Annotated in this window: 11 protein-coding genes; 6 read left to right on the forward strand and 5 right to left on the reverse strand. The window is 67.3% G+C overall.

What is annotated here, in order from left to right:
- Positions 1-3: 3 nt before the first annotated feature.
- A complete protein-coding gene (locus U9J39_RS06575) occupies positions 4-990 on the reverse strand; it encodes a tripartite tricarboxylate transporter substrate binding protein BugE (protein ID WP_115679867.1) in 987 nt (328 codons plus the stop codon).
- A 130-nt stretch (positions 991-1120) separates the two neighbouring features.
- Between U9J39_RS06575 and U9J39_RS06580 the strand changes: the two genes are divergently transcribed.
- Complete coding sequence (locus U9J39_RS06580; RefSeq protein WP_115679868.1) at positions 1121-2029, forward strand: LysR substrate-binding domain-containing protein; 909 nt, start codon at positions 1121-1123, stop codon at positions 2027-2029.
- Between the two features lie 107 nt (positions 2030-2136).
- On the opposite strand, the gene U9J39_RS06585 is transcribed toward U9J39_RS06580, so the two are convergent.
- Genes U9J39_RS06585 through U9J39_RS06595 form a run of 3 tightly spaced genes read right to left on the reverse strand, consistent with a single transcriptional unit; the run spans position 2137 to position 4843 of the window.
- On the reverse strand, positions 2137-3312 hold the full coding sequence (locus tag U9J39_RS06585; RefSeq protein ID WP_116312348.1) for a vWA domain-containing protein: 1176 nt from the start codon (positions 3310-3312) through the stop codon (positions 2137-2139).
- A gap of 29 nt (positions 3313-3341) precedes the next feature.
- The gene (locus U9J39_RS06590) at positions 3342-3944 is read right to left on the reverse strand and encodes a GNAT family N-acetyltransferase (protein WP_115708847.1); all 603 of its coding nucleotides are present in this window, start codon (positions 3942-3944) and stop codon (positions 3342-3344) included.
- A gap of 17 nt (positions 3945-3961) precedes the next feature.
- Positions 3962-4843, reverse strand: a complete 882-nt coding sequence (locus tag U9J39_RS06595; RefSeq protein ID WP_115708849.1) for an AAA family ATPase — start codon at positions 4841-4843, stop codon at positions 3962-3964.
- Positions 4844-5384: 541 nt separating this feature from the next.
- Here U9J39_RS06595 and U9J39_RS06600 point away from each other — a divergent pair.
- Positions 5385-5732, forward strand: coding sequence for a c-type cytochrome (locus U9J39_RS06600; protein ID WP_012352394.1), 348 nt, complete (start codon positions 5385-5387; stop codon positions 5730-5732).
- Positions 5733-5743: 11 nt separating this feature from the next.
- Positions 5744-6142: a c-type cytochrome gene (locus U9J39_RS06605; RefSeq protein ID WP_012352395.1), complete on the forward strand. Its 399-nt coding sequence runs from the start codon at positions 5744-5746 to the stop codon at positions 6140-6142.
- 75 nt (positions 6143-6217) lie between these two features.
- Here U9J39_RS06605 and U9J39_RS06610 read toward each other — a convergent pair whose 3' ends face one another.
- Complete coding sequence (locus tag U9J39_RS06610; protein WP_326346862.1) at positions 6218-7168, reverse strand: FAD:protein FMN transferase; 951 nt, start codon at positions 7166-7168, stop codon at positions 6218-6220.
- A gap of 369 nt (positions 7169-7537) precedes the next feature.
- On the opposite strand from U9J39_RS06610, the gene nosZ reads away from it, so the two are divergent.
- The 3 genes from nosZ to U9J39_RS06625 are packed head-to-tail and all read left to right on the forward strand — an operon-like array spanning position 7538 to position 13398.
- Entirely contained in the window at positions 7538-9478 is a 1941-nt protein-coding gene (gene nosZ / locus U9J39_RS06615) for a TAT-dependent nitrous-oxide reductase (protein WP_326346784.1), read from the forward strand.
- 30 nt (positions 9479-9508) lie between these two features.
- The gene (locus U9J39_RS06620; RefSeq protein WP_116313252.1) at positions 9509-12115 is read left to right on the forward strand and encodes a 4Fe-4S binding protein; all 2607 of its coding nucleotides are present in this window, start codon (positions 9509-9511) and stop codon (positions 12113-12115) included.
- Entirely contained in the window at positions 12112-13398 is a 1287-nt protein-coding gene (locus tag U9J39_RS06625) for a nitrous oxide reductase family maturation protein NosD (protein ID WP_326346785.1), read from the forward strand. The genes U9J39_RS06620 and U9J39_RS06625 overlap by 4 nt, the downstream gene beginning before the upstream one ends.
- Positions 13399-13402 lie beyond the last annotated feature (4 nt).

The following is a 13402-nucleotide window of genomic DNA, read 5'->3' on the forward strand; positions in this document are numbered from 1 at the left end:
CGTTCAGTCGAGCGAGATCTTGGCGGCGGCGGCGACGCGCTTGTTCTTGGCGACTTCGGTCTTGATCTGCGCGGCAAAGTGCGCCGGGGTGTCGCCCACCGGCGTGGCGCCGAGCTTCTCCAGCTTGGCCTTGACTTCCGGCAGTGCCAGCACCTTGACCGCGGCGGCATGCAGCTTGGTCTGCAGGTCGGCCGGCAGGTTGGCCGGCGCGATCAGGCCGAACCAGGCGGCGTCGTTGACTTCGCCCAGGCCGAGTTCGGCAAAGGTCGGCACATTGGGCAGCGCGGCCACGCGCTTGGGTGCCGCCACCGCGAGCGCGCGCAGCTTGCCGCCTTCGATAAACGGCAGCGACGACGGCAGGTTGTCGAACAGCACCTGCACCTGGCCGGCCAGCGCGTCGTTCAGCGCCGGGCCCACCCCCTTGTACGGCACGTGCAGCAGTTCGGTCTTGCTGCTCAGCTTGAACAGTTCTCCCATCATGTGCGAGACGCTGCCGTTGCCGGCCGAGCCATAGGCCAGCTTGCCGGGCTGCGCCTGCGCCAGCGCGATGAACGACTTCATGTCGGTGGCCTTGACCGACGGGTGGATGCTCATCACGTTCGGCACCGAGGCCAGGTTGGTGATGGGAGTGAAGTCCTTGGTGGCATCGTAGGACAGTCGCGGGTAGACCGCCGGATTGATGCCGTGGGTCGAGGCCGTGGCGATGCCCAGCGTATAGCCGTCCGGCGCGGCCTTGGACAGGAAGGTGGTGCCGATGCTGCCGCCGGCACCGCCGCGGTTGTCGACCACCACGGCCTGGCCCAGCTGCTGGCCGAGCTTGTCGGCGACGATGCGCGCGACGATGTCGGTGGTGCCGCCGGCGGGGAACGGCACCACCAGCGTGATCGGCTTGGTCGGGTAGCCGGACTGGGCGGCGGCGCTGAACGACAGGCCGGTGGCGAGGGCGGCCGAGGTGGCGGCCAGGACGCGGAGCAGGTGGCGACGTTGCATGATCTTTGTGGCGAAAGGTATCAAGGAAGAGACAAAGGCGTTTTCACGATTCTGCTCGTGCAAGCAGGACCCTCGCAAACGAAATAAAATCCCTAGCTCATTCCATTTGGTCGTGAAGTAGAGGTGATTTATGCGACGCCTATGTCCGTCGCTGACCGAGTTGCACGCCTTCGAGGCGGCAGCGCGCCATAACAGCTTTACCGTAGCCGCCCGTGAGCTGCATGTCACGCAGGGCGCGGTCAGCAAGCAGGTGCGCAGCCTCGAGGCCTACCTCGGCGTGGAGCTGTTCGAGCGGGTGCGCCAGCGGCTGGTGCTGACCCCCGCGGGCGAGCGCTACCTCGAGCGCATCGCGCCCAGCCTGAACGAGCTGGAAGCCGCCACGGTGGAGTTGATGGCGGGGCAGGGGCGGGGCGGCGTGCTGCATATCGCAAGCATGCCGACGCTGGGCGCCAAGTGGCTGATCCCGCGCCTGCCGCAGTTCTTCGCGCGCCATCCGGAGGTGACGCTGGAGTTCGTGCCGCATGCGCAGGGCTATGATTTTTCAGAGCCGGATCTCGATGCCGCGATCCGCTTCGGCGATGGCGTCTGGCCCGGCAGCCTGGCCGACTACATGACCGGCCGCGAGGTCTTGCCGGTATGCCGGCCGGGCCTGCTGGCGTCCGAGCCCGATGGCGTCGCGCCGACGCCGGCGGCCTTGCTGCGCTATCCGCTGCTGCACCACACCACCGTGCCCGAGGCCTGGCCCGACTGGTTCGCCACGCTGGGCCTGCCCACGCGCGACGCCTGGAGCGGGGCGCGCTTCGACCAGTTTTCGCTGCTGACGCAGGCGGCGCTGTCGGGACTGGGCATCGCGCTGATCCCGCGGTGCCTGATCGAGGCAGAGCTGGCCAGCGGCGCGCTGGTGGTGGCGCACCCCGCCCAGGTGCTGGCCAAGAAGGGCTATTACCTGTGCTATCCGGAGCAGAAGCAGCACCTGCCGGCGCTGCGCACGTTCAGGGCCTGGGTGATGGAGGGGGCGGATCTGGCGCGGCCCGGGTGAGTCAGAGGTTGCAGCATGCCGGTGGTTTGCTCCCCTCTCCCGCAAGCGAGCGAGGGGAGCCTTATTCGCGCGGCGTTGGCTGCGGCGCGCGTTGCGCGTTTCAAGTCCTACTTCGACAGCACCTTCATCGCCTGCTCCAGCCCCGCCAGCGTGACCGGGAACATCCGTCCCTTCATCAGCTGGTTGATCACCGTGATCGACTGCCGGTACTGCCACAGCCCTTCGGGTTCGGGGTTGAGCCAGACGAAGTGCGGGAACTGCTCGGTCATGCGGTTCAGCCACACCGCGCCGGCCTCGGCATTGTTGTACTCGACCGAGCCGCCGGGCTGCAGGATCTCGTACGGGCTCATGGTGGCGTCGCCGACGAAGATGATCTTGTAGTCGGGCGTGTACTTGTGCAGCAGGTCCCAGGTCGCCAGCTTCTCGGCGTGGCGGCGACGGTTGTTCTTCCACACGTAGTCGTACAGGCAGTTGTGGAAGTAGTAGTACTCGAGGTGCTTGAACTCGGTCTTGGTGGCCGAGAACAACTCCTCGACGCGCTTGATGTGGTCGTCCATCGAGCCGCCCACGTCCATCAGCATCAGCACCTTGACCTTGTTGTGGCGCTCGGGCCGCAGCTTGATGTCGAGCAGCCCGGCGTTGGCCGCGGTGGAGTGGATGGTGTCGTCGAGGTCCAGCTCGGTGTCGGCGCCTTCGCGGGCGAAGCGGCGCAGCCGGCGCAGCGCGACCTTGATGTTGCGCGTGCCCAGCTCGACCTGGTCGTCATAGTCCTTGTAGCTGCGCGCCTCCCACACCTTGATCGCGGTGCGGTTGCCCTTGGACGGGCCGCCGATGCGGATGCCCTCCGGGTTGTAGCCGCCATGGCCGAACGGCGAGGTGCCGCCGGTGCCGATCCACTTGTTGCCGCCTTCGTGCTTTTCCTTCTGCTCCTCGAGCAGCTGCTTGAGGCGCTCCATCAGCTTGTCGAGGCCGCCCATGGCCTCGATCTTGGCCTTTTCCTCGGGCGACAGCTCGCGCTCCAGCGTCTTCTGCAGCCAGTCGAGCGGGATGTCGGACTTCCAGTCGACCAGGCTGTCCACGCCCTTGAAGTAGGCGGCGAAGGCCTGGTCGAACTTGTCGAAGTGCTTCTCGTCCTTCACCAGCGTCATCCGCGACAGGTAGTAGAAGTCGTCGATGGAGGGCGTGATGACCTGCGCCTTGAGCGCTTCCAGCATGGTCAGGTATTCCTTGACCGAAACCGGCAGCTTGGCGTGGCGCAGCGAGAAGAAGAAATCGATCAGCATGGTGCCTCGCTTTCAGTCGGCGCGGCGCGTCAGCGCGGGCGCTCGAGCTGGAATTGCAGGTGTTGCCGCACCGCCGGCCATTCGCTGGCGATGATCGAGAACACCACGGTGTCGCGCAGCGTGCCGTCCGGCATGCGCATGTGGTTGCGCAGCACGCCGTCCTGCCTGGCGCCCAGGCGGGCAATCGCGGCGCGGCTTTGCTGGTTCATCCAGTGCGTGCGGAATTCCACCGCGATGCAGTCGAGATGGTCGAAGGCATGGCCCAGCAGCATCAGCTTGCACTCGGTATTGAGCGGCGTGCGCTGGACCCGGCGCGCATACCAGGTCGAGCCGATCTCCACGCGCCGGTTGGCCGCGTCGATATTCATGTAGGTGGTCATGCCGGCCAGCGCGCCGGCCGCGTCGCGCACCGCGAACGGCAGCATCGAGCCCTGTTCCTGCAGGCTCAGGCGCCGCGCGATCTCGGCCTCCATGCGCTCGGGCGCGGGCACGCTGGTGTACCAGAGCTTCCACAGCTCGCCGTCGGCACAGGCGGCGCGCAGGCCGTCGGCGTGCTCGGGCCGCAGCGGTTCCAGCGTGGCATGCCGGCCCGCCAGGATCACGGGTTTGGCAAAAGCGGTCGTGTCGTTCATCGGGCTTGGCCGCGCGCTCAGCGGTTGGCGCGATTCATGAACACCAGGCGCTCGAACAGGTGCACGTCCTGCTCGTTCTTCAGCAGCGCGCCATGCAGCGGCGGGATCGCGGCCTTCTTGTCGGGGCTCTTCAGTGCCTCGGGCGGGATGTCCTCGGCCATCAGCAGCTTGAGCCAGTCGATCAGCTCGGACGTCGACGGCTTCTTCTTCAGGCCCGGCAGGTTGCGCATCTCGTAGAACGATTCCAGCGCCGCGGCGACCAGCTCGCGCTTGATGCCGGGGTAGTGCACGTCGACGATCTGCTGCATCGTCTCGGCATCGGGAAACTTGATGTAGTGGAAGAAGCAGCGGCGCAGGAAGGCGTCGGGCAGCTCCTTCTCGTTGTTCGAGGTGATGATCACCAGCGGGCGGTGCTTGGCCTTGACCAGCTCGCGCGTCTCGTAGACATAGAACTCCATGCGGTCGAGTTCGCGCAGCAGGTCGTTGGGGAATTCGATGTCGGCCTTGTCGATCTCGTCGATCAGCAGCACCACCTGCTGGTCGGCCTCGAAGGCCTGCCACAGCACGCCCTTGACGATGTAGTTGCGGATGTCGTGGACGCGGTCGTCGCCCAGCTGCGAGTCGCGCAGGCGCGACACGGCGTCGTACTCGTACAGGCCTTGCTGTGCCTTGGTGGTCGACTTGATATGCCATTGCAGCAGCGGCATGCCCAGCGCGGCGGCGACTTCCTCGGCCAGCATGGTCTTGCCGGTGCCAGGCTCGCCCTTGATCAGCAGCGGGCGCTGCAGCGTGCGCGCGGCATTGACGGCGAGCTTGAGGTCGTCGGTGGCAACGTACTGGTCGCTGCCTTCGAAGCGGACCGGCTGGGATAAGGCTTGGGCGTTGGCGGTGTTTGACATGAGGCAACCTGAGGTGGCGGCCGCTCGCGGGCGAGGGCCGGGTTGGCGTGCTGGGCGCGGTCTCTTCGCGCTGTGATGCGCGCTTTCGTTATGGAAACAAGGGTCCGTGGCGGGCGCCCGCGTGCCGCTGGCGCAGTGTCTGCGAACGGTCGTGCGGATCCCCGGGATGGGCCAGTATAAAAGACCTTTGCGGTTCGTGTTGGGGCGCGCCGACAGGGTTCCGCCGGCGCCGGCCGCTGGCTGGACTGGCAGGTGCCGGCTGCGGTACAATGCGGCGGTTTGACGCGCCCCCACGTCCAGTTCTCCAGTATCCGGCAGTCCGCGTTCAGAAGTCCCTGCGGCCCTTCCGGGTCGCGGCGATTGCGCGAGGTGGTTCCAGAATGGTGTTCCACTCCCCGGCAAACCGACCGGATGCGACATCTCTGGCGGGTTGCACCCCGGCCAACCGACTGGCTGCCCTGGTTGCTCCGCAGAAGCATTCTGAAACCGTCTCCGCCCGGCAGGGCAGGTCACACGGTTTAACTTCCAATCCGCAAAGACAATGAAAAAGCTCCTCACGATGGTGGTGCTGGGCGCGGCTGCAACGGCCGTGCAGGCACAGGAAGTCAAGGGCAATGGAGACGCTGCCAAGGACAAGGTTGCAATGTGCATCGGATGCCACGGCATCCCGGGCTACCGTGCGTCCTTCCCCGAGATCTATGAAGTCCCGCTGCTGGGCGGCCAGAGCGCCAAGTACATCGAGAACGCGCTGAAGGCCTACCAGAAGGGCGAGCGCAAGCACCCCACCATGCGCAGCATCGCCGCGACGCTGACCGAGCAGGACATCGCCAACGTGGCGGCGTACTATTCGCAGCAGAACGCCGGCACGCAGAACAATTCCCTCAAGTAAGAGACCCCCACATGAAGACGCTCAAGACGCTTTCGTTCGCGCTCGGCGCACTCGTGCTGGGTGCTGCCGCCATGCCGGCCTCGGCCGCCGACCTTGCCAACGGCAAGACCCTGGTCGAAAAAGGCAACTGCGTGGCCTGCCATGGCGCCGGCATGAACAAGCCGATCTCGCCCGACTACCCCAAGCTGGCCGGCCAGCATGCCGACTACCTGTATCACGCGCTGATGTCCTACCAGGTGTCGGGCAATGCGCTGGTGGGCCGTTCCAACGCGATCATGGCCGGCCAGGTCAATGCCAACCCGGCAGTCACCGACAAGGACGGCAAGCCGCGCCCATTCACGCGCAAGGAACTGAAGGACATGGCCGCCTACATCGAGTCGCTGCCGGGCGACCTGGTGCTGAAGAAGTAACGGCCGGCGGCGCTGGCCGCAGGCAAGCAAGCCGCTTCGCTGGAAGCGGCTTTTTTTTCGTCCGCGGCCAGGGGTTCAGGCCACCCGCAACCTTTGCGCCATGCCGGCGGACATCCATCGGCCGCCGTCGCCCACGATTAGCCCGTCGACGGCGGCGTTGTCGCCAGTAAGCCGTGCCCAGGCCGCCCGGCCGGCCACCATCAGCGCGGCGCCGAGCCCGTTGACCGCCGCCACGGTCGGCGCCAACAGCGTCACCCCGTGCGGCCCGGCCGACGGCAGGCCGGTGGCGGGATCGAGTACATGGTGATAGCGCCGGCCGCCGGCGACAAAGCAGCGCTCGTAGTCGCCCGACGACGCCACCACGGCGTCGCTCACCTGCAGTACGCCCATCAGCCGTGCCGGCGCGAGCGGGTCGCGCAGGCCGATGCGCCAGTCCCGTCCCTGCAACTGGCCCATGGCCAGCACATCGCCGCCGCCGTTGATCATCGCATTGGCCAGCCCGTGGCGCCTCAGCACCTGCATGCCCGCATCGAGTATCGGCAGCTTGGCGATGCCGCCCAGGTCCAGGCGCATGCCGGGGCGGGCCAGCATGGCCTTGCCGCGGCGGGCGTCGAGCCGCACTTGCCGGTAGTCCACCAGCGGGCGCTCGCGCGCCAGTTCGGCGGCATCGGGCAAGCGGTTGCCATCCGCGCCGAAGCGCCAGCCGGCGAACGCTCCGACGGTGATATCGAAGGCACCACGCGATCGTGCCGAAACGGCCGCGGCGGCCTGCAGCACCGTCATCAATTCCGGCGAGACGTGCACTGAGTGGCGCCCGGCCGCGCGCTGCAGTGCGTTGACCTGGCTGTCAGGGCGATAGCGGCTCATCAACTGCTCCAGCCGCGCCATCTCGCCAAAGGCCGCGGCGAGGGCGGCCTGCACCGCGCCGTGGCAGTTGTCCTGCACCACGATGTCGACACGCGTGCCCAGCAAGCGGCGTGATGCACGCGTGACCGAGGGATCGGCCAGCGCCGGCCGCACGAACATCGCGGTGGCGAGCAGCGGCACGCTCGCGGCGCCGCGGACGAGGGCGCGGCGCCGGCGGTCGATGTGGTCAGCGTGGTCAAAGTGGGGGAGGGAAGGCTGTGCTGGCAGTAGGGTCTTGAAGCGCATGACGAGGTGGTATCGATCGCGAAAGCGGCGGCGAGCCTTGCCGTGCCGCCATTCTGTCTGCGCTGCCGGAGAAAAACATGCATCGATAATGAATATTCAAGAGAACCATGACGATCATCAAGCTGGATCGCGCCAACTGCTTCGACCATCTGTAGCCGGCAGCAGCAAGCCACAACAAGACAACACAAGCAGCAAGCCGGCGGAGCGGACTCCGCCTTTGCCATGACGGTTCGAGGAACGAAGATGACCAGGCATACGCAGCATCCCCTGCCGACCCACGATGCACCGGCTGCGCCCGGACGGCGGCGCTTCATCAATACCGCGGCGCTCGCCGGCCTTGCCGGCGTGGCCGCGTGCACCGACAACGGCGGTGCGCCGGTCGCGACCACGCCCGCGAGCGGCGCCGGTGCCCATGCCGGCCATGCCGGCAACACCGCTACCGCGGTGCACCTGAAGCCCGGCGAGCTGGACACCTATTACGGGCTGTGGAGCGGCGGCCATGCCGGCGACATGCGCGTGCTGGGCCTGCCCTCCGGGCGCGAGCTGCACCGGATTCCGTGCTTCGTGCCGGACGCGCTGACGGGGTGGGGCATCACCAATGAGTCGAAGCGCGTGATGGGCACGCGCGCCGACGGCAGCCTGCAGTACACCGTCGGCGATACCCATCACGTGCATGCCTCGTACAAGGACGGCAACTACGACGGCCGCTATGCCTGGATCAACGACAAGATCAATGCGCGGCTGGCACGCATCCGGCTCGACTACTTCATCTGCGACAAGATCACCGAGCTGCCCAATGTGCAGGGCTTCCACGGCATCTTCCCGGACAAGCGCGATCCCGTCGACGCCAGCATCAACTACACCACGCGCGTGTTCTGCGGCGCCGAGTTCGGCGTGCCGCTGCCCAATGCGCCGACCGAGGACGGCAGCAAGTACCGCTCGCTGTTTACCTGCGTCGACGCCGAATCGATGGCGGTGCGCTGGCAGGTGCTGATCGACGGCAACTGCGACCTGGTGGCGACCTCGTACGACGGCAAGCTGGCCGCGACCAACCAGTACAACGTGGAAATGGGCGTGCGCTTCGAGGACATGATGTCGGCCGAGCGCGATGCCTGCCTGTTCTTCAACATTGCCCGCATCGAAGCCGCGGTGAAGGCCGGCAAGTTCAGGACCATCGGCGATTCCCGGGTGCCGGTGGTCGACGGCACGCATGCCGCCAACCAGGACCCGGCCACGGCGCTGACCGCCTATGTGTCGGTGCCCAAGAACCCGCACGGTGTCAACGCCAGCCCCGACCAGAAGTACTTTATCTGCGCCGGCAAGCTGTCGCCGACCGGCACGGTGATCGAGCTGGCCCGGGTGCTGGATTGGTTCGACGGCAAGCTGGCCAAGCTGGACGACGCCATCGTGGCTGAAGTCGAGCTGGGGCTGGGGCCGCTGCATACCGCCTTCGACGGCCGCGGCAACGCCTACACCACGCTGTTCCTGGACAGCCAGGTGGTCAAGTGGAACCTCGACGCGGCGATCCGCTTCCACCGGGGCGACAAGAGCGCCAAATACGTGGTCGACCGGCTCGACGTGCAATACCAGCCCGGCCACCTCAATGCCTCGCAATCCGAGACCGTCGCCGCCGACGGCAAATTCCTGGCGGTGGGTTGCAAGTTTTCCAAGGACCGCTTCCTGCCGGTGGGTCCGCTGCACGCCGAGAACGAGCAGCTGATCGACATCTCCGGCGACAAGATGGTGCTGCTGGCGGACCACCCCGTGCACAGCGAGCCGCACGATTTCATCATCTTCCGGCGCGAGCTGCTGCGGCCGAAGCAGGTCTACGCGCTCGACGATTTTCCGCTGGCAATCAAGGATGCGCAGCAGTCCGGCGTGTTCCGCAACGGCCGCAAGGTCACGGTGAAGCTCACCTCGCAGGCGCCGGTGTTCAGCCTGCGCGAGATCAGGCTGAAGCGGGGCGACGAGGTCACGCTGATCCTGACCAACCTCGACAAGATCGAGGACCTGACGCACGGCTTCGCCATCCCGAAGTACAACATCAACTTCATCGTCAATCCGCAGGAGACGGCGTCGGTGACCTTCGTCGCCGACAAGCCCGGTGTGTTCTGGTGCTATTGCACCCACTTCTGCCACGCGCTGCATCTCGAGATGCGCAGCCGCATGATCGTCGAGGCCTGAGCCGGCCTGGCGTAGCGCTGCTTTTCCATGATGCACGCAATCTTCAAAGGACTGGTCGCGGCCCTGGCCGCGTGGCTGCTCTCGCTTGGCCTGCTCTCGCCGGCGCATGCGGGCGCCTACGAGGCCGAGCTGCCGCCGCAGCTGGCCACGGCTGCCGACCTGTGCGCACTGGTGCCGTGCGCGCAGGTGCTGCCCGGCGCCACCGAGTTCTCGCAGCGCATGGGCCAGCCGCCCTATGTCGAAGGCTATCGCACCGGCCCCGGCGGCACGCGCGAGCGGCTCGGCTACGTCATGCTGTCCACCGACATCACCGATACCCCGGCGTACTCGGGCAAGCCGGTGGTGACGCTGATCGGCATGGACACGCAGGGCCGCTATGCCGGCGTCAAGGTGCTGAAGCATTCGGAGCCGATCCTGCTGCTGGGCATCCCGGAATCGGCGCTGCTGGATTTCAACCGGCAGTACGTCGGCAAGTCGGTCGCCGACAAGATCGAAGTGGGGCAGTCGCGTCCCGACGAAGGCGTGGTCGGTGTCGATGCGATTTCGGGCGCCACGGTGACGGTGATCGCGCAGAACCAGGTGCTGACCACGGCGGGCGCGGCGGTGGCGCGGCAGGTCGGCATCCTGTCGCCGACACAACGCGCCACGGCGCGCTTCGTTGAAAGCGGCACGCACTACAGCTGGCCGCAGCTGGTGGCGATGGGGGCGGTGCAGCGCCTGCTGGTGCAGCCCGCGCAGGTCGGGCTGCCGGGCGGCGGGGGCCCGTTTATCGAGCTGTGGTTCGGCGACCTCAACCATCCCGATCTCGCGCGCAGCGTGCTGGGTGATGCCGGCTGGCAGGGGCTGCGCGCGCAGCTGCGGCCGGGCGAACACGCCATCTTCGTGATCCGCACCGCGGGCACCGAGTCGTTCAAGGGTTCCGGCTTCGTGCGTGGCGGCATCTATGACCGGGTGCAGGTGCGCCAGGACGCCGACGCCTTCACCTTCCGCGACCTCGACTACCTGAACCTCTATGGCGTGGCCGCGCCGGGGGCGCCGGCGCCGACCGAGTCGGCAATCTTCTTGATCCGTTCGCCGGCGTTCTCGGCGGCGTATCCCTGGAAGCTGTCGTTCCTCGGCAACCGGGTCGATCGCGCCACCGGCACGCGCAGCTTTGCCAGCTTCGACGCGCCGTACTGGTTGCCAGCGGCGCTGCTGCAGGGCGGGCGCCCTCGCATCGACGTGCCGCAGGCGCCGTGGCGCAAGGTCTGGCGGCGGCAGGCCGGCGCCATCGCGCTGTTCGTGGCGCTGCTGGGCGCGGTCACGCTGGTCTACGCACTGCGCGACCGCCTGACGCGGCGCGCCACCCACAAGCACAAGTGGCCGGTGAATGCGTTCAAGTACACGGCGTGGGCCATCAGCATCGTCTTCGTGGGGTTTGGCGCGATGGCGCAGCCTTCGGTGACGCAGGTGCTGACGTGGTTCCATGCGCTGCTGCTGCGCTGGGACTGGGCCTTGTTCCTGAGCGATCCCTTTATCTTCTGCTTCTGGATCTTCATCATCGTCACGGTGCTGCTGTTCGGGCGCGGGCTGTTCTGCGGCTGGCTGTGCCCGTTCGGCTCGCTGTCCGAGGCGCTCTACAAGCTCGGCCGTTTGCTCGGGCTGAAGCGCTGGCAGCGGCAGCTGCCACGGCGCTGGCACGACCGGCTCAAGTGGGTCAAGTACGGCGTGTTCTTCGCGCTGCTGGCGGTGTCGGTGTTCTCGATGGGACTGGCCGAGCGGCTGGCGGAGATCGAGCCGTTCAAGACCATCTTCCTGGTCGGCATCGCCAATCGCGCGTGGCCCTACGGGCTGTTCGCGTGCGCGCTGCTGGCGCTGTCGCTGTTGATCGAACGTCCCTACTGCAAGTACCTGTGCCCGCTCGGCGCGGCGCTGGCAATGCCGAGCACGTTCCGCTGGTTCGGCCTGCGGCGCAAGCCGGACTGCAACCATTGCAAGGCGTGTGCGGCGGGCTGCGGCGCACAGGCGATCGATGCCGATGGCCGCATCGACCAGCGCGAGTGCCTGCATTGCCTCGACTGCATGGTGCTCTATACCGATACGCATGGCTGCCCGCCGCTGGCGCGCGAGCGCAAGCGGCGCGAGCGCGACGGGCTGCCGCTGACGCCGGTGGGCCGCGACGGGTATTTCATTCCGCTGGTGCCGGTAACGGCCGCCGCGGCACAACCGTCGGACCCCGATCCACGCATGCCGACCGAGCCCGTAGCGCCGCACTACGCCGCCACCAAGGGCGCCGCGCGCCTCTTCGCCGAGCTGTGGGACCACCTGTGGCCCTGGAGCGGGCAGGGCTGGCGCTCCGCCGCGGCGTTGCAGCTGGCGGGCGTGGCGGTCGCGCTGGCGGCAACCGTGGCGTGGGCGCTGGCGGCCAGCGGACAACTGCGCGCCGGCGCGGTGATCGGCTGGTGGCTGGGCTGGAGCCTCTACGAGGTGCTGATCCGCCTGTCGGCAAAGCGCTATGTCAAGGATGGCCCGTGGTGGCGCGGCCGCCATCGTCGCGCCACCGTGATGGACATGCTCAGCTATGTCGGCTTCAAAAACCTGCTCGTTGGTGCCGTGTTGTTCCTGGCGCTGAAGGCGATGGGGATGCTGGCCGCATGAAGCTGCTGTCCGGTATCGCACTCCTATGGCTTGCGTGCGAGGCAGGCTGCGTGCAGTCAGCGACCTGGCGCGTGCAGCCCGGCCAGTCGCTGCAGGCGGCGATCGATGCCGCTGTTGCCGGCGATACCATCGAGATCGCGCGCGGCCACTACACCGGCAACTTCACCGTCGCCAGGCCGCTGGTGCTGCGCGGCATCGCGCGGCCGACGCTCAGCGGCGCGCTGCGCGGCGATACGCTGCGCATCGCCGCGCCCGACGTGACGGTCGAGGGGCTGATCGTGCGCGACTCCGGCGACAGCCTGAAGGACCAGAACGCCGGCATCTACATCCAGCCGGGCGCGCACCGCGCGGTAGTGCGGCACTGCGAGCTGACCTACAACCTGTTCGGCCTGTGGATCGAAAAGGCCGACGAGGTCCGCGTCGAGGCCAACACCATCACCGGCAAGCGCGACTACAACTCGGCGCAGCGCGGCAACGGCGTGCAGCTCTACAACACGCGCGGCGCGCGCATTCTCGACAACCACATCAGCTTTGTGCGCGACGCGCTCTACGTCGACGTCTCGCACCATGCCGTGTTTCGCGGCAACCGGCTGCACCATAGCCGCTACGGCACCCATTACATGAACTCGTACCACAACCTGTGGGAGAACAACGACAGCTACCGCAACCGCGGCGGACTGGCGCTGATGGAAGTACGCGACCAGGTGGTGCGCAACAACCGCACCTGGGCCAATGCCGACCACGGCATCATGCTGCGCACGCTGCAGGACTCGGTGATCGAAGGCAACGTGGTCGCGCACAACCAGCGCGGGTTCTTTATCTACGATGTCGAGTATGCGCAGCTACGCGGCAACCTGGTGCTCGGCAACGCCATCGGCGTGCACCTGTCGGCGGGATCGACGCGCAACGTGGTGCAGGGCAACGACTTTATCGGCAACCGCGAGCCGGTGCGCTATGTCGGCGCGCGCGACGAGGCCTGGGGCGGACGCGACCGGTCCGAGCGCGCGCAAGGCAACTACTGGAGCAACTACCTGGGCTGGGACCGCGATGCCGATGGCGTGGGCGATATCCCGTACCGGGCCAATGACGTGGTCGACCGGCTCAGCTGGCGTTATCCGGGCGTGGCGCTGCTGTTGGGCAGTCCGGCGCTGCAGGCGCTGCGGCTGGCGGGGCGCCAGTTTCCGGTGATCCGTGCGCCGGGAGTGGTCGATCAATATCCGCGCATGCGTCCGGCCCGCGCCGACTGGAGGCAATGGCATGAGCCGGCCGACGCCAGCCGCTGAACCG

This window comes from Cupriavidus sp. SS-3 (genome assembly GCF_035818815.1).
GTDB lineage: Bacteria > Pseudomonadota > Gammaproteobacteria > Burkholderiales > Burkholderiaceae > Cupriavidus > Cupriavidus taiwanensis_C.